The sequence below is a fragment of the Xylanibacter brevis ATCC 19188 genome (assembly GCF_000621725.1).
Taxonomy (GTDB): Bacteria; Bacteroidota; Bacteroidia; order Bacteroidales; family Bacteroidaceae; genus Prevotella; species Prevotella brevis.
This window is the reverse complement of sequence record NZ_JHXM01000014.1, coordinates 102,823-123,874: the sequence shown is the minus strand read 5'-3', so window position 1 is coordinate 123,874 and position 21,052 is coordinate 102,823. Positions and strand designations below refer to the sequence as shown.

13 protein-coding genes are annotated in these 21,052 nt (G+C 50.2%); 8 read left to right on the top strand and 5 right to left on the bottom strand.

What is annotated here, in order from left to right; translation table 11 throughout:
• The first annotated feature begins 37 nt into the window (after positions 1-37).
• The 8 genes from T433_RS0109310 to T433_RS0109275 all read left to right on the top strand — a co-directional run bounded on the left by T433_RS0109310 (position 38) and on the right by T433_RS0109275 (position 16,191).
• A complete protein-coding gene (locus T433_RS0109310) occupies positions 38-910 on the top strand; it encodes a DMT family transporter (protein ID WP_027455611.1) in 873 nt (290 codons plus the stop codon).
• Between the two features lie 18 nt (positions 911-928).
• On the top strand, positions 929-2,446 hold the full coding sequence (locus tag T433_RS0109305) for a M6 family metalloprotease domain-containing protein (protein ID WP_081778436.1): 1,518 nt from the start codon (positions 929-931) through the stop codon (positions 2,444-2,446).
• Positions 2,447-2,650: 204 nt separating this feature from the next.
• Positions 2,651-4,399 carry an ELWxxDGT repeat protein gene (locus T433_RS0109300; RefSeq protein WP_027455609.1) on the top strand — a complete coding sequence of 583 codons (1,749 nt, stop codon included), beginning with the start codon at positions 2,651-2,653 and terminating at the stop codon, positions 4,397-4,399.
• A gap of 99 nt (positions 4,400-4,498) precedes the next feature.
• Positions 4,499-7,564 carry a SusC/RagA family TonB-linked outer membrane protein gene (locus tag T433_RS0109295; RefSeq protein WP_248616508.1) on the top strand — a complete coding sequence of 1,022 codons (3,066 nt, stop codon included), beginning with the start codon at positions 4,499-4,501 and terminating at the stop codon, positions 7,562-7,564.
• Between the two features lie 18 nt (positions 7,565-7,582).
• Positions 7,583-9,286, top strand: coding sequence for a RagB/SusD family nutrient uptake outer membrane protein (locus T433_RS0109290; protein ID WP_044109593.1), 1,704 nt, complete (start codon positions 7,583-7,585; stop codon positions 9,284-9,286).
• 21 nt (positions 9,287-9,307) lie between these two features.
• The gene (locus tag T433_RS0109285) at positions 9,308-10,276 is read left to right on the top strand and encodes a hypothetical protein (RefSeq protein WP_027455606.1); all 969 of its coding nucleotides are present in this window, start codon (positions 9,308-9,310) and stop codon (positions 10,274-10,276) included.
• A gap of 3 nt (positions 10,277-10,279) precedes the next feature.
• Positions 10,280-12,169: an exo-alpha-sialidase gene (locus tag T433_RS15075; protein WP_052357063.1), complete on the top strand. Its 1,890-nt coding sequence runs from the start codon at positions 10,280-10,282 to the stop codon at positions 12,167-12,169.
• A complete protein-coding gene (locus tag T433_RS0109275) occupies positions 12,166-16,191 on the top strand; it encodes a hybrid sensor histidine kinase/response regulator transcription factor (protein ID WP_248616507.1) in 4,026 nt (1,341 codons plus the stop codon). The genes T433_RS15075 and T433_RS0109275 overlap by 4 nt, the downstream gene beginning before the upstream one ends.
• A 1,125-nt stretch (positions 16,192-17,316) precedes the next feature.
• On the opposite strand, the gene T433_RS0109270 is transcribed toward T433_RS0109275, so the two are convergent.
• Genes T433_RS0109270 through T433_RS0109250 form a run of 5 tightly spaced genes read right to left on the bottom strand, consistent with a single transcriptional unit; the run spans position 17,317 to position 20,975 of the window.
• Entirely contained in the window at positions 17,317-18,486 is a 1,170-nt protein-coding gene (locus T433_RS0109270) for a glycoside hydrolase family 3 protein (RefSeq protein ID WP_027455604.1), read from the bottom strand.
• Between the two features lie 45 nt (positions 18,487-18,531).
• Positions 18,532-19,368: a glutamate racemase gene (gene murI, locus T433_RS0109265; protein WP_027455603.1), complete on the bottom strand. Its 837-nt coding sequence runs from the start codon at positions 19,366-19,368 to the stop codon at positions 18,532-18,534.
• Positions 19,365-19,913 (bottom strand): OmpH/Skp family outer membrane protein, encoded by a 549-nt coding sequence (locus tag T433_RS0109260; protein WP_027449386.1) that lies wholly within the window; start codon positions 19,911-19,913, stop codon positions 19,365-19,367. Before T433_RS0109260 ends, murI begins: the two co-directional genes overlap by 4 nt.
• Entirely contained in the window at positions 19,913-20,425 is a 513-nt protein-coding gene (locus T433_RS0109255) for an OmpH/Skp family outer membrane protein (RefSeq protein ID WP_027449385.1), read from the bottom strand. Before T433_RS0109255 ends, T433_RS0109260 begins: the two co-directional genes overlap by 1 nt.
• Before the next feature lie 34 nt (positions 20,426-20,459).
• Positions 20,460-20,975: an OmpH/Skp family outer membrane protein gene (locus T433_RS0109250; RefSeq protein WP_044109612.1), complete on the bottom strand. Its 516-nt coding sequence runs from the start codon at positions 20,973-20,975 to the stop codon at positions 20,460-20,462.
• Between the last annotated feature and the right edge of the window lie 77 nt (positions 20,976-21,052).

Genomic DNA, 21,052 nt, shown 5'->3' with positions numbered 1-21,052 from the left:
CATTCTTTTTCTGATAAAAAAAGCGTAACTTTGCACTATGAATGAGACGCGACAAGGTTTTGTGCAGTTGCACCTGAGCGTGCTGCTGGCTGGTTTTACAGGGCTGTTTGGGCGACTGATCACGCTGAACGAGGTGGACATCGTCTGGTATCGCATGCTGTTCACCAGTTTGATACTTCTGGTCTTCACCGGTATGCCCCGCGTCGGGTGGCGCAAGTTTCTGCAACTGTGCGGTTGCGGTGCCCTGCTGGGACTGCACTGGATGTTGTTTTATGGCAGCATCAAGGCCTCTAACGTGTCTATCGGTGTGATCTGCTTCTCGCTGATAGGCTTTTTCACCGCCCTTTTCGAACCGCTGATCTATCGCCGCCGACTGTCGTGGACCGAACTGCTGTTCTCGCTCATCACCGTGGCTGGCGTGCTGTGCATCTTCTCGCTCGACGCCCGCTATCGCTATGGCATCGGCATCGGCGTGGTGTCGTCGGCCGTTTGCGCGCTCTATGCCATCTGCAACAAGAAGGTGAGCGTGGGTGTGCGCAGCAGGACGGTGCTGATGTACCAGATGTCGGGCGGACTGGTGCTGGTGTCGGCCATCATCCCGCTCTATCTGCTGTTCTTCCCCTCTGAACAGCCGGTGGTGGTGCTGCCCGAAGGTCATAACCTGTGGTTCATGCTCTGTCATGCGCTGTTCTGCACGGTGGGCATGTATCTGCTGCAGATCCAGGCCCTGAAGCGCTTGTCGGCCTTCACGGTGAACCTGACCTACAACCTGGAGCCTTGTTACACCATCGTGCTGGCCTTCTTCATCTTTGGCGAGGGCCGCGAGATCAACTTCTCGTTCTACATCGGCATTGCATTGATACTGCTCAGCGTGCTGCTGCAAAGCAGGCGGGCATTGACGTCAAAATAACATAACGACTACTTCATAATGAAACGACAGAAAGGACTTTTACTCTTATTGCTGGCGCTATTGTCGGTCACAATGATGGCCGACGACTATCAGCCTATGCGTCGCCGCATGTGCCGCACGGGCCACCGCAAGGTGCAGACGGAGGCGCGCCATAGGGCAGCGGCAGCCGCAGACTCGGCCACGGCCGTGCAGTATCTGGGCAATCGCCGTCAACTGGTGGTGCTGGTGGCTTTTTCCGATAAGGGCTTTAGTAAGGAGAGCGCCACGGAGAGCGCTCAGGACACGGAAGTCAGGACGCTGAGGATATGGAACCGCATCTTCAACGAGGAGCACTTCAACGAAGCGCCGTTCTTCGGGTCGGTGCACGACTATTTCCATGATCAGAGCTACGGACGACTGAACCTGCAGTTTGACTTGCAGTATGTGGTGCTCGGTGATTCATGCGCCAAATACAAAAGCACGGATTTTGATGACGAGAACTCTAAATACCTGGTGCAGGACGTGGTAGAGGTACTGGAGCAGCGCCACATAGACTGGACACCCTACGACTGGAACAACAATGGCGAGGTGAACCAGCTGCTCATGGTCTATGCCGGTCAGGGCATGAACGACAGCCGCGAGCCAAACTTGATATGGCCCCACCAGGGCTGGCTCAGTGAGCATGAGGACTGTCAGTCTATCGTGGTGGGCACGGACGGTGCGCAGCGCGTGGTGGACAGCTACTGCTGTGTGCAGGAACAGACTTCCTCTAAAACGTATGGCGTCTTTGGCACCATCTGCCATGAGTTCAGTCATTGTCTTGGATTGCCTGATATATATTATGGTAATACAACATTTCTGGACCATTGGGACCTGATGGACTCTGGCAACTATAACGATGGCGGATTCCGTCCTTGTGGCTACTCGGCATTTGAGCGTATGGAGATGGGATGGATCACACCTACCGAACTGACAGAGCCTGTCAGCATCACGGACATGAACGCGCTGGCCACGCATCCCGAGGCCTACATCATTCGCAACGATTCCTGTCGCGACGAATACTACGTGGTGGAGAACCGCCAGCAGGTGTCGTGGGACGAGCCGTTGCCGGGCAGTGGCATCATCATCTTCCACGTGAACTACAATCCTGAATGGAAACGCTACGAGATGCCTAACGTGCCTAATCGCAGTAAAAACCTTTATATTATAGCCGCCAACAATACGGTCCTGGCGCCTCCTTCTTATCAAAAGCTCAGGGAACTTGACGGGTGGGCCTACCCCTATGAGGACAACGACTCGCTGACCAACAACAGTGAGCCTGCCTCGGTGCTGATCAATGCTAATACCGACGACCGTAAGCTGATGTCGAAGCCTATCTACAACATGGCGGTGACCAATGGCTTGGCCAGCTTCAGCTTTATGAAGCGTGATGCGCCCAGCGCCATCACCACGCCAGCCTCGTCTGCGCCAAAAGGCACCTACACCATTCTCTACACCCTTGGCAATATCGCCATTGTGCGCTATGCCAATGGAGCAGTAAGAAAGATTATGCGATAATCCTTCTACATAAATCATATAAAAAAAATACCTGTTCTTGTGCTGGGAACAGGTATTTTTGTTTAAAAGCGGCACTTCTGAACATCTGTACCGGGTAAAAAGCACATTCTTACCCTTCTTTATCTGCATTTTTGGTGACCTTTGCCAACGGAAATTTTACCAATCAGTTATACTTTACTTACTTTTAAACAATTTATTACTTTTATGAAAAAGAAAGTTTTACTCTCAACAGTCTTGGCACTGACCATGGGTAGTGCAATTGCTCAGTCGGACCATGTGATTGACCTGCTTCCTAATGGAGTGACGACCGACATTAACCCTGAACGCAGAACCGTGAAGGAGAAGAATCTGGTGGTGGCTGGTAGCGAAGCTAAAGGCTACAAGGCCTATTTTGCCGCTACCGACGATGAACATGGCACGGAGCTGTGGGTGACCGACGGTACGAAGGATGGCACGAAGATGGTGTTAGACATTCTGCCTGGTAGTGGTTCTTCTTCGCCGGCATGGCTCTGTCGTCTGGGCGAGAAGGTGCTGTTTTCTGCCTATACAGATAATGAGGGACGACAGTTGTGGGTGACCGACGGCACCGAGGCCGGCACACAACTGATTGCACAGACCTACGAGATGGGCGACGGCAATCCTCAGGCTATCTATCAGATCAACGAGACACAGGCTGTCTTTGCTGCCATTAGTGACGAGAGTGCGGAATATGATCCCGATAATGGTGCACAGTATTGGTTGTGGATCACCGACGGAACAAAAGAGGGAACGAAGTTTGTGAAGCAGGTGAAGGTGGACAACCCAGGTAAGGAGAACACCAACCAGCACTCTGCCTTTGTGCGTGTGGGTCGCCGTCTGTTCTTCAAAGCCGACGACATTGACGGTCACTATGGCACGGAGCTGTGGGTGACCGACGGTACGGAGGCTGGTACCTATCTGGTGAAGGATATCAACAAAGAGCCCAATACCGACAAGGGCGATGGCTATACGCGCGACTCTGCCATTGACTGTATGGAGAACTATAAGAATGGTAAACTCTTCTTCAAGGCATGGACCATGGAGAGCGGAAACGAGTTGTGGGCTTCTGATGGTACAGAGGCTGGCACCTATCAGGTTTATGATGCCAATCCTGCCATTAATCCCAACAATGGTCTGGGCGTTGGTCCTGGCGTCTTTGGCGAAGGCTGGGAGGTTTACAAAGACCGCATCTGGTTCCGCGGATGGAGCTCGTCAACAGGTTACGAGCTTGTGGGCTCGAACCTGGAGGAGGGCGACTACCAGGTGTTCGACTACTTCACGCTGAATCCCTCGCAGGACCACAACTCTTTTCCCGATCCAGGTTGTGTCTTCCAGGATAAGTATGTGTTCTGCGGTGCAGACGGCTTTGATGCCAATGCCGATCCGGTGCAGCATGGTGGTGAGATGCTGATATTCGATGGTGAGACCATTACTCGCCAGACTGAGACAAAGTTCCCTGGTACTCTCTGCAACTGGGTGAAAGAGCCTATCGTAGCAGGTGGTTCTCTCTACTGGATGAACGAAGCAAACAATGTGGATCAGGGCTTGGGTAGCGGACTCTATCGTCTGGATGACCTTGCTGACGAGCCTGTTGTTGTTCCTACTATCACAACGACTGGTGACAATGTGAACACGCTGCGTAACCTGAACGGCACAATCCTCTATGTATGTGGTGCGAACAACCGCCTTTATGCTGATGAATATACTAAGGTGAACTGGGACGGTCAAAGCGACAAGGGCTATATGGAGCCTGACTTTGGCAGCATGCCCGATGCCATAAAGAACATGGCTGGCGACAAGGTTCAGGAGAAAACCGTCAATGTCTATACTATCAATGGTACACAGCTGCACCGCAGCATCGATGCCAACGAGGCCGCCAAGGGCCTGAAGAAAGGCATCTACATCATTGGTAACAAGAAACATATCGTTTTATAAATAATTATTGTTTAGGTTAGTATGTTGAAACAAGCATTCACTCGTTGCTTACTTGTTTCCCTGTTCGTTTTCTGTGCGAGCTTCGGCTTTGCACAGAAAATGAACATCACGGGTCAAGTGATTGACGACACTCGTGAGCCCCTGATTGGCGTCACCGTCAAAGAGAAGGGCACGACGAACGGTACCGTCACAGACTTTGACGGTAATTACTCTATTACGGTTTCTGCCGGTAGTACGCTGGTATTCTCTTATGTGGGCTATCAGACACAGTCGCTGGCGGTTAACGGACAACGAAAGGTGAACGTCATCCTGCATTCCGACACCAACACACTCGACGAACTGGTGGTCATTGGCTATGGCGTGCAGAAAAAGAGTGATATTACTGGTTCTATCAGTTCTATTGCTGGTAAGGACATCAACAATACCCCCGTGTCGTCTGCACTGCAGGCGCTGCAAGGCCGCGCCGCCGGTGTGAACATCGTCCAGAACTCTGGTGCGCCTGGTGGCGGAACCACAATCAAAATCCGTGGTACGGGAACCATCAACGATGCCGACCCGCTCTATGTGGTAGATGGTTTCATCGTGGACAATATCGATTATCTGAACCCTAATGATATCGAAAACGTGGAAGTGTTCAAGGATGCTGCCTCAAGTGCCGTTTACGGCTCGCGTGCCGCTAACGGCGTTGTGGCCATTACCACGAAACGCGGTAAGGAGGGTAAGGTGGCTATTGTCTATGATGGATATATGGGCGTGTCGAACCCTTGGAAGAAGATTGACGTGATGGATGCCGACAACTATGCCCTGATGATGGACTATGTCAATGGCTCTTCGACCTATTCTGCCGACGGACGGCTGTTCATGAGCAAGAACGGTGATGGCTCTTATAGTTACGACCCGGCAAAATATGCCATCCTCGACACGTTGCACCATAACTCGGCAGGCAACTGGTGGGATGCTGTGACGCGCACAGGACTGAAGATGCAGCATGGCGTCAGTGTGAGCGGTGGGTCGGAGAAGACACAGTTTCTGGCCAGCAGCAGTTACTATAAGGAGAATGGTATTGTGAGGACATCGGACTACAACCGTTTCAACAGTCGTCTGAACATCAGCACGAAGTTGGCTGCATGGCTCACGATGCAAGGAAATATGGCCTATACCAATGAGCGGCGCAACGGTGTGCCCGAGGGCTCTTCTGGTATTTTGAAGCAAGCGCTTTACGAGTCGCCAATGGAATATCTTTATAATAATGTGGGCTACTGGTATAGTGCAAACCCTATTGCTAAGCTGGATCAATATAACAACCAGATGCGTAATGACCGTCTGGACTTGAATCTTTCATTGGATGCTAAGTTCCTGAAGTATTTCGATTATCAGTTCAAGGCGTCATACTATACCATACGTCGCGTTGATGATGATTATTCAGAGGTCTTCGGACTTGATGAGGATTTTGTAATGCCTACTTCTCTGTCAACTGTTTACAAGAAACAAGGCAATACCAATAAATGGGAAATCAATAACCTGCTTACTTTCATGTGGCAGGATAAGCACCATAGTATCACAGTTCTGGCAGGTCAGACAGCTGAAGGCTATAAGTACAGTTGGCAGGAAGGCTATCGTTCTGGCACTCCCAGTAACGAAGAGGCGTTCCGTTATCTGTCGGGTGCCTATACTGGTGATAAGGCCTACGGCCTGGATCGTGAATGGACGTCAATAGGTTATATAGGTCGTGTCAACTATAGTCTGAACGACACCTATCTTCTGCAGGCCAATGTGCGTGCTGACGGCTCTTCTATGTTCTCGAAACGCAACCGATGGGGTGTGTTCCCCTCGGTCTCTTTGGGTTGGAAATTCTCTAACGAGGCTTTCATGCAGTCGTTCAAGGGCTGGCTGTCTAACGCCAAGTTGCGCGTGGGCTGGGGCCTGTTGGGTAATAACCGTATTGATGAACTCTCTCGCTATACCTATCTGACCTCGGGCTTCAACTACCCCTTCGGTCTTGGCAACTCCACCGTATTCGAAGGTGCCACGGCCACTGTGCTTGGCAATGATGATATCAAGTGGGAGAAGAACGAGAGCTGGAACGTGGGTCTTGACATCTCGCTGTGGAATAACCGACTGATGCTGACTGCCGAATACTTTAACCGAAAGACCTCCGACATGCTTTTGCGTGTGCCTACGGTCAGCTCTGCCGGACTGGACAGCAGTCCTATGACGAATGCCGGTGCAGTCAAGAACTATGGATGGGAGTTCGACGTGAAGTGGCGTGACCACATTGCACGCGACTGGCGCTATGAGATTGGTTTTAACCTCTCATGGATTAAGAATAAGGTGACGAGTCTTGGAACAGGAAATGAGCCTATTTGGGGGTCTTACCTTTCAGAGGGTAGCATTGTGGACTATGTTACAAAGACAGCAGTCGGACAGCCTATCGGTAGCTTCTATGGCTACGTAACCGATGGTATCTTCCAGACCTTCGACGAGGTGAAGCAGAGTGCACAGTATGAGGTGGGAAAGAATGACTTTGAGCAAACCACAATGCCCGGCGACTTCCGTTTCAAGGACCTGAATGGCGACAACCGTATCACGGCCGAGGACCGTACGTTCCTGGGCTCACCGTTGCCCGACTTTGTGTTCGGCATCCCTGTGTCGGTAGGCTATAAGGACTTCGACCTGAGCATCTTCATGCAGGGCCAGACGGGCAATAAGATTTTCAACGTCACAGACTACTACCTCTATAATGCCGCCGAGGGCAATGTCTATGCCGACATCCGCTCGCGCCACTGGTCTGGACAGCTGGAAGGTCAGGCACGCACATTCTTCCCCAAGAATACGAATACCAACATTCCAGACTTGGCGAACAACGATACACCGCGCAACTTCCGCGCCAGCGACTTCTTCATTCAGGACGGCGACTACCTACGCGTGAAGCAGGTGCAACTCACTTACAACCTGCCTCAGAGTGTGCTGTCGCGCTTGAAGATCAACTCTCTGTCTTTGTCGTTGACAGCCTACAACCTGTTTACTATTACCGGCTATGACGGCTTCGACCCTGAAGTAGGTAAGGTATCAGGTACGGAAACCAACAACCTCAGCATGGGCGTTGACCAAGGTAACTATCCCCAGGCTCGTTCGTTTACATTTGGTGTCAAACTGGGTTTATAATTATTGAATAGAACAACTATGAACAAGCTTTTATATAAGATATCCGTTCTTGCGATGGCCTTCTCGATGACGGCCTGTGACGACTTCCTGGATAAGGACGTGCTGGGCAATGCCACCGACGAGAACTATTACGACACGCGGTATAAGATGCAGAGCGCACTTGATGCGGCCTATGATGAGTTGCAGTCTGATGAATATAACGACCAGGAGTGGCGCTTCGGCGAAGCTATGGGCGACAATGTGTTTGGCACAGACGAAGGACTCTCGTCGCAGATGGGACAGCTGGTGAACTTTCGTTTCAACACGTCGAACACATGGATTCTGCAGCGGTGGCGCGTGAACTATAAGGGTATTCACCGCGCCAATCAGGTGATTTATAACATCCACCGGGTGCGCATCACCAATGATCAGTTGGCTACCTATAATCAGGTGCGCTGGATTTATGGACAGGCAAAGTTCCTGCGTGCGTATTATTACTTCAACCTGATAAAGACTTTTGGTGGCGTGCCCATCAGACCGGAACAGGAAAGTGTGGACTCCCTGGTTGTGCCTCGCTCTACCTTGGAGGAGTGCTATGCTTATGTAGAGAAAGACTTGCGTGAAGCTGCTATCATGTTACCGAATGTCTATACCAGTTCTTCTGATCTGGGTAAAGTGACTCGTGGTGCTGCCATCGCCCTGCTGATGAAAGTGCTGATGTATGAGGCGAAGCCAGGCGTGGCTTCTGACAAATGGAACGAGATGGTGGAGCTGGGACAGTATATGGTTGACAATACTACAATGACCTATGCTCAGATGTTGAAATACGACGGAAAGGAAGACTGGGAAACATTGCGAGAGCGTCTGTGGTTCAAGCCTGTGTCGCTGATACAGAACGGCACAGAGAACACCAGCGAATATGAGAGTCCTACAGCGAATCTGCCAACCATGAACAATGTATATTCGTTGGAGTATAAGGACTATTATGGCAATGCTCTGCATAATGGTGATAAGCTGTCGTATCTGTATCAGTTCTACAACGATGGTGAGTTCAGCAAAGGGTCTATTTGGGAGATCAACTTCAAGGAGAGTGCCGATGGCACCAGTGGTGATACCAACGAAGGACAGGGGCTGGAATTCTTCAATGTTGGTCAGGTGAAGATGTACGCCACCGATCAGTTGTTGACTAATATCTTTGATACCGACGTGAGAAAGGACTTTACGATTCATCACCAGGGCCAGACCTTCGATGGAGAGATATGGCAAGGTGGCGAAGGCAACTATGTGTCGTTGAAATGGTACACGCCAAAGAAGGATAAACCAAAGTATGCCGGCGATAACGGCAGAAACCGTCGCGTCTTGCGCTATGCCGATGTGGTGCTGATGTATGCTGAGGCGCTGAACGAGTGCGGACAGCGTGAGCAGGCGCTTGCCAATCTGAATAAGTGTAAGGCACAGGTCAACACGCTTAATAATTCCACGAAACTCTATGTGGCAGGTGGCTATGGCTATATACGCGACCAGATATGGAGTGAGCGCCGCATGGAGTTTGCCTTTGAGTGGGACCGTTATTTCGACCTGGTTCGTCAGGGTATCGCTGCCAAGACGCTTCACAACTTTGCTCAGTATCGTGCTACTCGTCGTGGTGCTTACTTCCGTGAAGGTGTGCATGAGCTGATGCCTATCCCTCAGACGGAGGTCGATGTGTCGAATGGTGTGGTGAAACAGAATCATGGCTATTAATAAATAGAAACATAAGCGAACATGAAGAAAATATTTGCTATTATAATGATGGGTCTCCTTTTGGTGGCATGCTCTGACGAAAACGAGAGTGCTCGCACACCCGTTGCCAGTGCCACAATCAGTGAGACGGAACTGGAAATCAATCAAAGTGCACAGATTTCCTTTACGGGCGTAGCCGACCAAGTTGTGGTGTGGCCTGGTGATGAGGGACACAGCTATGCCAATCGTAAGGCAGGAGATACCGGTTTTGCAATGAACAAAGGACATTTCTCCTATTCGTATAGTGTGCCTGGAGAGTTTCATGTGGTGGTGGTAGCTTCCACTTACGATACCTATATGGGTGGCAGTCTGAGCAGTGACACAATAGCTTTCGATGTCGTGGTGAAGGATGATGTGACAACCATCGACAGGGTTTACTCCAGCATCACCCCCAATGTCTATTATGCAGAGTTGCTGGAAGAGAGTAGTGACTGGGTGCTTCGCCTTCCTTCCAAGCAGGTGTATAACAATCGTGAGGTGACATTGAAAGCCGAAAAGCAGCGCTTGAGTTTCGACATAGAGTCAGACTCATCGAAAATCTATGTTGACGATGTGCTTTGGACAGCCAAGACCTATTATGACTTGACCAAGACGCATAGCATCAAGGTGGAATCAGACTTTGGCTCTGTGCGCGATTATAAACTCTATACACTTATCTATCCGGAGTTTACTTCTGTCTCACTGAATGGTGTTGACGGCGTGTTGGTTCGTAATGCTTTCAATCAGGATGCGCTGACTTATCAGTTTACGCTTCCCGAGGGTACCGATAAGAGAAATCTCACTCTTTTATACAATATAAATGCAAATGTGAAGTTTTATATTAATGGAAGCGAGATGCAATCGGGCGCCGCAATTGACTTAACACAGGGGGCTACCTATACCCTTGTAACAACAGCGCCAGAGAACAGTCGTGTGAAAGCAACATCTATTATTACTTTTGAAATCCTTTGAACAATGAAACAGATATTCTCATTTTTTCTCGTGATACTTTTCTGTCTGCAAGGTGTGTATGCAGGTAGTAAGGCTCCCTATACAGGTTCTCGTATCTTCTGGGATACGGCTACCAAGAAACAGATTTTTTCCAGTGGCGGCTATCCGCGAATGATAGAGCTGCAGGACGGTAGGCTGATGGCTGTTTGTGAAAATCACGGTATCGACATTGCCTTTAGTAGCAACAAGGGCAATACGTGGACCGCTCCTACAAAGATAGTGACGAACGGGAACATCCCTGAGTGTGCGCCCGATCTGATTCAGTTGAGCGACGGCACCATCCTTGTGGCCTACAACCCTCGACCTTCGGCACCTTATTCTGCCGATCGTCTGTTTGGTATTCACTTGAAGCGAAGCACCGACAACGGAAAGACTTGGAGCGACGATATCGCGGTGTTTGACGGAAACTATGACTTCAGGGACGGTTGTTGGGAGCCGGCTTTCCTGGAAATGCCCGGTGGAGAGGTGCATCTTTACTTTGCAGACGAGACTCCCTTTACCAGTAATGATGACCAGCGCATAGCCATCTGTCGTTCTTCTGATAAAGGTGTTACGTGGACGACTCCGAAGATCGTTGCCTACCATTCTGGAAGTCGCGACGGAATGCCGTCGGCTGTGATTCTGGACAACGACAGTATTGCGCTCTGTTTTGAGAATCCTGGATGGCCGGGCGTTGGCGACTTCATTCCAACAATAGCTGTCTGTGCTGTCAAGGACAACTGGAAGCGCTTTGTGCCTTATCCTTCGACAAATCGTTGGCAGGCCATCGATCGCGATTATGTGAATCCGCAGGTCAAGGGTGGTGCTCCCTATATCCGTAAGTTGCCATGGGGTGAGACGGTCTTGTCGCACCAGACTCATTACAACGGGAAATACGAGATGATGGTCTATGTGGGTGATGAAAAGGCGCAGAGCTTCAAGGCGATGAGCAATCCGTTTAAGACCAGTGCCAACGAGGACTATATGTGGAACTCCGTCAGCGTGATTGATACGGGTGTCGTCGTGGCCGTAGGAAACCTGGTGGGTGGCGGTGTCTATATGGAGAAAGGCTATGCCGTAAGAATGTTGCAGGCCCCGTTTGCCAAAACGATGATTGATGGTGTGCAAACGCGCAACGAGGGCTATTATGGCGCTATGGCTACGCAAATGATACTGGGTCTGCAGAACGGCATGCGTTTCACAGGCGACTTTGCCTATGATGAGGATTCGCTCTATTTCACTTCGCGCGTGTCAGACACCGATCAGGTTTCAAGTGGCTCTAATGGCGATGGTGTCACGTTGTTCATTGATACCAAGAATAGTTCTTCTGACCAAATTATTTCAGAAGGAACATTCCGCTTCCAATTTATGGCCAATGGGAAGATGCGAGTGGCTAAAGGTAATGGCACCAGCTCGTGGCAATGGAATGCCATGAGTGCAGATACGCTTGGCGTGAATTACAAGCGTGGCGGCACCGACCGTTATTATATTGTTGAGGCGGCCATTCCCTGGGAACGTTTAGGATTCTCTAAGGAAACACGTCCCAATGGCACACATATGCGTGTGAATGTAATGTTGCAGAACCGCAGTACCAGTGATGCAACATTGAACTATGAGATGCTGCCTGATGCCAAGCGCGACGAGTCGTGGTCGTGGATGGACTTCTATCTGCAACCTCATGACGTATCAGCCGTTCAAGATACGAAGGTAAGCAACAAGACAAACAAGGTCGGTATCTACGACCTTCAAGGACGATTAATAGAACAAACGAATGGCAATAGCTTCCCTCTTCTTCGTAAGAGGGGAGCACCTGTCATTGTGCGTCAGCAGCATGCTGATGGTTCTACGAGCATACATAAGGTGATGATGAAATGATGACGAGAAGAAACGAACTCCGGTTACTCCTGTTATGCCCATTGCTCCTTCTGGCAATGGTCATACGGGCTGACGGTATTCGTTTCCAGCACATCTCCAGTCAGAAAGGCCTGCCGCACCAGCAGGTCGAGGCCATTGCCCAGGATGGCAATGGCTATATTTGGTTTGGCACGCGTAATGGTTTGGCGCGTTACGACGGCTACGGCATGCGAACCTATTTCCACGATGATGGCAACCCTCATTCTCTGCGTCATAATTTCATCAAGGATCTTTTTATTGACAGAAAGCACCGTCTGTGGATAGGTACGGAAGAGGGTATCAGTCGATATCGCAATACGACGAACGACTTCGTGAACTACGACTACCCCGACCGTCAAATACCTTGTATCACAGAGACAACCTCTGGGCGTATCATTGCAGCCGGAGCCGATGTCTATGTCTATGATGAGGAGAACGACCGTTTCAATGCGATACCTTCTATTGGCGAGGGCTTTAACCTTGCTGTGGCATCCGATAAGAAAGGACGGGTCTTTGTGGCTACCAACAATTCCATTTACTACTACGACAAAGACATGAAGCGCATAGAGCATCTGCCATCGGAATACTACGACTTTCTGACGGGAGCTGATGGTATATGTCCTATGCTCTTTGATGCTTATGATCGTTTATGGGTAGGTCGTAATGGAAAGGGCGTAGAAGTCATCGATTTGAAGACTAAACAGTTGAGGGTCTATGAGCCACAGATGCTTTCCGATGGTACGGTGCGTGTAATTCGCGAAGATGCTTTGCACAACATCTGGTTGGGTACTGAGCAGGGAGTGACGATTATCCGGCAGAACGGACAGATAGACATCATTCGTCAGGACTTGGTGAACAAGGACTTGCTTTCTGACAATGCCATCTATGATATCCTATTTGACTTTGATAACAATGCATGGATAGGCACTTACTTTGGTGGTGTAGACCTGTTGTTGCAGAATAATCACACCTTCCAATGGATTGTACCTGGCAAGGAACAGTTCAACCTGTCCGGTAAGGTGGCACGTATGATGGCTGAAGTGGGACAGGGTATTATCTGGATAGCTACGGAAGACGGAGGATTGAATATCTGCGACATGCAGAAGAGGGAGATACAGCCTTTCACGGCGATTCCTGATATAGGCACTAATATCCATAGTCTTTATTACGATGAGCAGACGTGTGACATGTGGATAGGTACTTTCCGCAATAGTCTTTTCAGGTATAATCTGAAGACAAAGGCTAAGAAACGCTATGAGATAATTCCTGGTTTTACATCCAACAGTGTCTTTAGCTTTGCCAAGCAGCGCGATGGAAAGCTATGGGTGGCTACCACGCAGGGACTGCGTTGGTATGATGACAAGACGGATTCGTTCCAGAAGATGGGACATGATTTCCTGGATAACCACTTTGTCTATACGCTGACAGCTGATGCTGCTAATAATATATGGGCAGGAACCACTACTAATGGCTTCTTCCGTATAGAGGGAAAAACGGGTCAGGTGACGGAATGGAATGTCACTAATACAAGGAATGGACTGAAGGACAATTATGTGACAAGTATCTATGTGGCTGACGACGGCCTCGTGTGGTTGGGTACAAACAATAATGGCTTGCAGACGTTCCATCCGCAAACGGGCAAGTTCAGCCAGATAGAGGGCGAGTCCACGCTGCAGCAATGCACCGTTTGCAGTATCATTGGCGACAGCTTCGGACATATATGGATAAGTACCAGCCGCGGTCTTTTCCGCTATTCTTCAAAGACACGTGCGCTGACACGCTTCACCACAGAGAACGGACTACCTACCAATCAGTTCAACTTCTCTTCCTCCCTTCGCTGTTCTGATGGTAATCTCTACTTCGGAACGGTCGATGGATTGGTTTATTTTAACCCCGGAAACTTGGAGGGCGGAAAGGTGGATTATAAGGTGTTCCTCAAGCAACTGACCATCAATGGTAAGCTAATCGATGCGGGAACAGTTGATTCTCCACTCGAAAAGGAGCTGAATTCGACTCGAGAGGTAACGCTTTCCTATGAGCAAAGTCGTTCTTTTGCCATCGATTATGGTGTGATAATCCCTGCTAACAATAGTAGCATCAATTACCAGATATGGGTGGAGGGTATTCACAAGACGTGGCAGGATGCAGGAAACGACCATCGCTTTATGGCCTACAACCTGGCACCTGGCACTTATGTGCTGCATCTCAGGGCTAATAACAGCAGCGAGAACTGGGATCAGTGTCCGGAGACGGTGCTCAAGATAGTAGTAAAACCACCGTTCTATCGCTCTACGTGGGCTTACGTCTTTTATCTCATCATACTGGTACTCATCGTGGGCTACATACAACGGCAGTACACACACCGTATGGAGGCGCGCAACCAGACAAGGATGGCGCTGATGGAGAAGGAGAAGATAGAGGAATTGGACAAGGCAAAGTCGAGCTTCTTTACGACGGTGTCTCACGAACTGAAGACCCCGCTTTCGCTGATTGTCGCCCCCTTGAAAAGCATTCACCGTGAAAACATTCCAGAGGATGAACGCAAGCATCTGGATATGGCCATTCATAACACGGGGAAAATGGAGGAACTTATCAACGAGCTGGTGACCTTCAACAAGGTGGAAAGCGACAACTTCCCCTTTTATTTGCAGAAAGGCGACCCGCTGGCGTTCATCCACCGTGTGACAGCTGCCTTCCAGGATGTGGCACGCGAGAAGAGTATCGCCTTCTATGTGCGCTGTGAGGATAATGGCGAGGAGGTGTGGTTCTCGCCGTTCTATGTAGAGCGTATCTTAAACAACCTCTTGACCAATGCCTTTAAATATACGAAGAACGGTGGTGAGGTGATCGTTAATGCTGCGATAAAGAATCGCGAGGGCGATATCTTTAACTACCTGTTCTTTGAGGTGATAGACAATGGTATAGGCATTGTGAAGGAAGAGCAGCAGAACATCTTCAATCGCTTCTATCAGACGCCTCGCGGTGTCTCTGTTGGTACAACGGGATGGGGTATCGGACTCTCGCTGGTGAAGCGCCTGGTGGAGATTCACAAGGGTTTCATCGGTTTGGAAAGCGAGGTAAACAGGGGCTCTGACTTCCAGGTATGGGTGAATGTGGACAGACGTGCTTTCGACGAGAAGAGTCTGGTTGGCGATGCTAAGACGCTCGCATCTATCGACGACTATCATATTGCTAAGGTTACCACGTCGTTCTTTCCTACCACAGAACAGACCGAAGATGGTGAGGAAAAGAAGAATGCCATCCTCATTGTGGAGGACAACGATGAGTTGCGGCTGTTCTTGGCCGACTATCTCTCGCCTCATTTCCGCGTTTTCACAGCGCGTGATGGCGATGAGGGCTTGAAGATGGCACAGTCGAACGACGTGATGCTGATTATCAGCGATGTGATGATGCCACGCATGGATGGCATAGAGATGTGCCATCGGTTGAAGAGCGATGTGGCCACCTCGCACATTCCCGTCATCCTGCTGACGGCTAAGAATCAGCAGCAGGACTTTATTGAGGGCTATCAGAGTGGTGCTGAGGCTTATATTCCAAAGCCTTTCGATCCGCAGGCACTCGACCTTCAGGTGAACAATATGATTCAGCTGTTAAAGGCTCGTCAGGATGCTTTGCTCAAGACGCCCGTTGAAGAGGAGAAGGAAGTGCCGCATCTGAACAAGCTGGACCAGGAGTTTATTGTGCGCATCAATGCCTATATAGATCAGAATATCTGCAACGGTGACCTTTGTGTGGCAGATATCACCTCCGAGATGAACGTCAGTCGTACGCTGCTTCATGTTAAGATGAAGAGTCTTTTCAATATGTCTATCAGTGAGTATATCAACCACAAGCGCATACAGTATGCCTGCCGATTGATGGACGAAGGCTATAAAGTGTCGGAGACGGCTTATCGCAGCGGATTCTCCGACCCCAACTATTTCTCAAAGAAGTTTAAGAAGTTTACAGGAAAGAGTCCTACGGATTATATCAAGGAACATTAATCGTTGGGTCTGCCTTTCGTTGACTTTGGTTAGGCTCAAGCGAAAATTCATAGGGGTAATCCTTTATTTTTCGCTTGCCCCGACTTCAGTCTGTGTTTATTGAACAAAACCGAGAAACGCAGTTTTCTGAGACCTTTCGTGTTTTCAGTTTGTGTTTATTGAACAAAAACCGAGAATACCCCTTTGTGAGGCAGAAGTCTCTGTCGAGCCTTTCATGGTGTCAGTGGTAATCCTTCTTGTGAACAGGTTCACATCAAGCTTCCCACTGACACCATGCCCCCTTTGGGGCTTTCTGTCTCACAAAGGAAAAACCACGGACCTTCGGTCCTGAAAACCAATGGGGGAACCCCACCCCGGCCCTCCCAAGGGAGGGAGTAATTCTGTCCTTTCCAATCTGACTCCTAAAGCCTTACTCACAGTTAATATTTACCAAGCCGTAGGCGGTTTTCTTGGTTTTTCGCTTCTGTTGTTGCAGCCGACAGGCGGTTTGGGGGTAATGCGGCGGCGAAGGCAAGCTTGCTTGACTTCGATGAAGCATTGGCAACAAACCGATGGGCCGAAGGACCATCAACAACAGAAGCGGGTTTTCACGGTTTTGGTTAAAAAAACAGCCCAGCCCTCCAGAGGGAGAGTCGTGGTGGGGTTGTTCTTGGTCGGAATAGGAACGGTTTCGCACTGTCATAGTGCTGCTTTCGTCTTGTTATAGTTTCGCTTTTGCGTTGTAATAGCTTTACTTTTGATGTCCGTCTAGCCCCTAGATGTGGCGCATTCAGCCCCTGAAACGAGTCGTTTTAGCCCCTGGATGCGGTTGTTCTAAGGGCTGGATGTAGAGCATCCAGGGGCTAGACCAGAAATGATAGCTTCGGTTTTAGACTTCAGAAATGCCTCTTCTAGACTTAAGAATACGTGCTTTTAGACTTTAAAACGACCCTCTCCAGACTCTGGAAATGCCAATTCAAGACTCTGGGAGCATCGCGAAACCTACGCAATTGCAACTGAGCCCACTAAATTTCTACTGAGCCCTGAAACCTGGAGCTTGCTTACTTGAAAGCCTGACTTTCGTTACGGGAAAGTCAGGCTTTTATGATGGGGGTGTCAACACCCCGTTGTGGGATGTACGAATGCTTATTTCTTGCTGGTGGGCTGACGCAGGCTCTGCTTCAGCTTCAGGATGCGTCGCACGCTCTCATCGATGCGCGCTTCGCTGATGGTGCCCTTGTTGACGGCATCGACAACGGCATCGAAGGCCTCTACAAGGTTGTAGGGGTTGAGGATGATGTCAAGGCCTGCCTGTATGCCCAGCAGCGTGGCTTCTACGTTGTTGTACTGCTGAGTGATGGCTCCCATCTCCATGGCGTCGGCAACGATGACGTTCTTATAGCCCATCTCCTTACGAAGCTTGTCTTGCAGAATGTAGCTGGAGAGGGTAGAGGGCATGTCGGCTCCTGATACGTTGGGCAGTGAGATGTGAGCAGTCATGATGAGCTGACAGCCCCAGTTGATACCTGCACGGAAGGGTATCATCTCGCAGTTGCTAATCTCGTCCCAGGTCTTCAGTGACTGGGCGTAGCCATAGTGCGTGTCGGCCTTGGTGTCGCCATGACCGGGGAAGTGCTTGATACATCCGGTGATGCCTGCGTCTTTCAGTCCCTGCAGATAACTGACAACCATTGTGGCGGCCACTTCGGGGTCGTCGCTGAAAGCACGTGCGCCAATGACGATATTGTCGGGGTTGGTGTTGACGTCGGCAACGGGTGCAAAGTCTACGTCGAAGCCATAGCGGTACAGATAAGTACCAATGTAGTTGGCAGCGTTGTAAGCCTGCTGTGGGTCGCCTGTGGCTCCGATGGTGCCCATGGGCTGTATCTTATCAACGTTGAAGTTGGGGTTGTTGCCGATGCGTGCCACGCGACCGCCTTCCTCGTCGATGCAGAGCATAGGTGCACCCTTAAAGCGGCGTATCTGTGAAACGAAATGTGTCAGCTGTGTCTCGTCGTTGATGTTGTGGGCATAGAGGATGATGCCACCAACGGGATAATCGGCATTGACGTTGGTCATCGTCTGATTGACCTCTTGTGTCTTTATGGGCGCATAGTCATGGGTGTGGATGGTGGTGTCGAGCGACTCGATGCGGGTCATGAACATCTGACCAATCTTCTCGCGGAGGGTCATCTGTTGCAGTTGCTGTTCTATGACATCGGGAACGGTTGTGTTGTCATCATCTGAACACGAAGTGAAAAACAAAATACCGCAGGTCATCAGGATGGCGGTAAGCATCCATAGATTCTTTTTCATTAAAATGTACGTTATTATTGGTTAGTTGTTACTCGATAAAGAGCCTCAGCCGAGGGTGATGTTTTCCACCTCTACGGGTTCGTGGAGGAAGATTTGCGCTTGCTCCTTGAACTTCTGGGGATTCTCGGTGGTGAGATAGTGGACTGTGGCGCCTTTCGAACAGAGGCTGTCTAGGTCGGTATGGCGCTGCAGATAGTGCTTCAGGCTGTCGGCCACATACTCACCTTGTGGGACGACACGGACGCCTGAGGGTAGGTATTTCAGTATCTTGGGCATCAGCAACGGGTAGTGCGTGCAGCCGAGGATGATGGTGTCTATCTGCGGGTCGAGGCGCATGATCTGGTCAATGCGCTTCTTCACAAAGTAGTCGGCACCCGGACTGTCGGCCTCGTTATACTCTACCAGTGGTACCCAAAAAGGACAAGCCACACCCGAGACGGTGAGGTCTGGATGCAGCTTGTGAATTTCTAAGTTATAGCTCTCGCTCTTGATGGTGCCTTCGGTGGCCAGCACGCCTACGTGGCGGCTCTGGGTGAGCGAGCCAATGACCTCGGCAGTGGGGCGGATGATGCCCAGCACACGACGGTCGGCATCCCATTGTGGCAGATCGACCTGCTGAATGGTGCGTAGCGCCTTCGCTGAGGCCGTGTTACACCCTAGTACGACCAAGTGGCAGCCCATCTCGAAAAGTCGCAGCACAGCCTGTCTGGTGAACTCATAGACTACATCGAACGAACGTGGACCGTAGGGTGCACGTGCATTATCGCCGAGATACAAGTAGTCGTACTCGGGCAGCAGTTGACGGATGCCATGCAGGATGGTCAGTCCGCCATATCCGCTATCGAAAATGCCGATGGGACCGGCTGTGGAGGGAAGCTTCATTTTGTTTGATTCAGTAGTTCCTTGACGTCGAGGGTGATGTCAACGGCCATCTGGGGTTCGATGAATGGACAGGCATTTGAGTCGGTATTCACCACGAGGGCCAGTCCTTGTTCTTGTGCCACCTTGGCAATAGCCTCTTTCAGTTTGAGCTGAAGGGGAGCCATGGCTTCACGCTCTGCCTTCTGGATATCTTCGCGTCCTTGCTTCTTGAACTGGAGGTTGCGCTCCAGGAGCTCCTGCAGTTCGGTCTGTCGCTTCAAGAGAATGGTGCGGGGGAAGTCCTTCTGTCCGTCGAGGAAAGCCTCGTACTTGGTGTTGAACTCTTTCTCCACACGCTTCATCTCGGCCTCGTAGGCTGCACGCAGATCCTTCACCTGCTGTTGTACGTTGCCGTACTCGGGCATGGCGGTCAGGGCTGCGTCGTAGCTCAGATAGCCAATGCAGATGACAGGCTGGCGAGGAACAACGGTGGTGGTGTCGCTACTCTCCTGAGCCAGAAGAGGCAGCGACACCATCATCATGATTAATAACAGGAATTTCTTCATTACTTCAGACCCAGCTTAGCTTTGATAGAAGCGGTTACGTCGGTTGACAGTGTGGTGCTGATGAAGGGGATACCGGCAGTGGTGTCCATGATATATACATAGCCACCCTCCTGACCAACGGCCTTGATGGCGTCGAGCACCTTGGTCTGGATCACCTGCATCTTCTCCTGCTGAGCCTTGCCCAGAGCCTGCTGGTTGTCCTGATAGGTCTGCTGAATGCGCTGGTAGAGGTCCTGCAGCTCCTGGTTGCGACGGGTCTTGATGTTCTCGGGCAGAGTAGCCTCTTCCTTCTCGAAAGCTTCAGCCTTCTTCTGCAGCTCTTCCTGCATAGACTTCAGGTCGGCCTCATACTGCTGTGTGAGCTTCTCGATCTCGGTGCGGGCAGCGGTGAACTCGGGCATAGCCTGGATGATCTCCTGAGTGTTTACGTGTCCGAACTTGGGAGCACTCTGTGCTGATGCAGCGGTGAAGCTGCAGATGGCGCAAATAGCGCAAAGAATAATCTTTTTCATTGTTGTTATGATTTTATTAATTTAATGTTTTCGTTTAATAGGTGTAGCCCAACTTCTTCAGCACTTCATCGCTGATGTCGATCTTGGGTGAACCGAAGATGATGCCGGTGTCGCTGGCACGGTCCAGCACCAGCTGGTAGCCGCGGAAGTCGGCCACATCTTTGATGGCATTATAGACCTCGTCCTGAATGGGAGTCATGAGGGCGGTGCGCTTCTTGAACAGCTCGCCCTCGGGTCCAAAGTATTTCTTCTTCAGGTCGGCAGCCTGCTTCTCTTTCTCCATGATAGCATCCTGCTTGGCCTTCTTTTGTTCCTTTGAGAGGAAGACTACCTCGTTCTGATAGTTCTTATACATGGTCTGTGCCTCGGTGGTCAAAGCGTCAACTTCGGCCTGCCACTTCTTAGATACCTGTGAGAGTTGCTCGTTGGCGCGCTCATAGGCAGGGATGTTCTTGAAGATATAGTCCATATCTACCAAGGCAAACTTCTGTGCTGAGGCCGTTGAAAGCCCGCATACAGCACAAATCATTAGGATAATTAGTTTTTTCATCATATTCATTGTTGATAGTTCCACAATTACTTTATTTCTTTCAGGCGACTTTTCAAGGGAAGAGTCAGACGCATAAT

Coding starts and splice junctions, on each gene's coding strand:
- T433_RS0109310 (WP_027455611.1), top strand. CDS start 38: ATGAATGAGACGCGACAAGGTTTTGTGCAGTTGCACCTGAGCGTGCTG.
- T433_RS0109305 (WP_081778436.1), top strand. CDS start 929: ATGAAACGACAGAAAGGACTTTTACTCTTATTGCTGGCGCTATTGTCG.
- T433_RS0109300 (WP_027455609.1), top strand. CDS start 2,651: ATGAAAAAGAAAGTTTTACTCTCAACAGTCTTGGCACTGACCATGGGT.
- T433_RS0109295 (WP_248616508.1), top strand. CDS start 4,499: ATGAACATCACGGGTCAAGTGATTGACGACACTCGTGAGCCCCTGATT.
- T433_RS0109290 (WP_044109593.1), top strand. CDS start 7,583: ATGAACAAGCTTTTATATAAGATATCCGTTCTTGCGATGGCCTTCTCG.
- T433_RS0109285 (WP_027455606.1), top strand. CDS start 9,308: ATGAAGAAAATATTTGCTATTATAATGATGGGTCTCCTTTTGGTGGCA.
- T433_RS15075 (WP_052357063.1), top strand. CDS start 10,280: ATGAAACAGATATTCTCATTTTTTCTCGTGATACTTTTCTGTCTGCAA.
- T433_RS0109275 (WP_248616507.1), top strand. CDS start 12,166: ATGATGACGAGAAGAAACGAACTCCGGTTACTCCTGTTATGCCCATTG.
- T433_RS0109270 (WP_027455604.1), bottom strand. CDS start 18,486: ATGAAAAAGAATCTATGGATGCTTACCGCCATCCTGATGACCTGCGGT.
- murI (WP_027455603.1), bottom strand. CDS start 19,368: ATGAAGCTTCCCTCCACAGCCGGTCCCATCGGCATTTTCGATAGCGGA.
- T433_RS0109260 (WP_027449386.1), bottom strand. CDS start 19,913: ATGAAGAAATTCCTGTTATTAATCATGATGATGGTGTCGCTGCCTCTT.
- T433_RS0109255 (WP_027449385.1), bottom strand. CDS start 20,425: ATGAAAAAGATTATTCTTTGCGCTATTTGCGCCATCTGCAGCTTCACC.
- T433_RS0109250 (WP_044109612.1), bottom strand. CDS start 20,975: ATGAAAAAACTAATTATCCTAATGATTTGTGCTGTATGCGGGCTTTCA.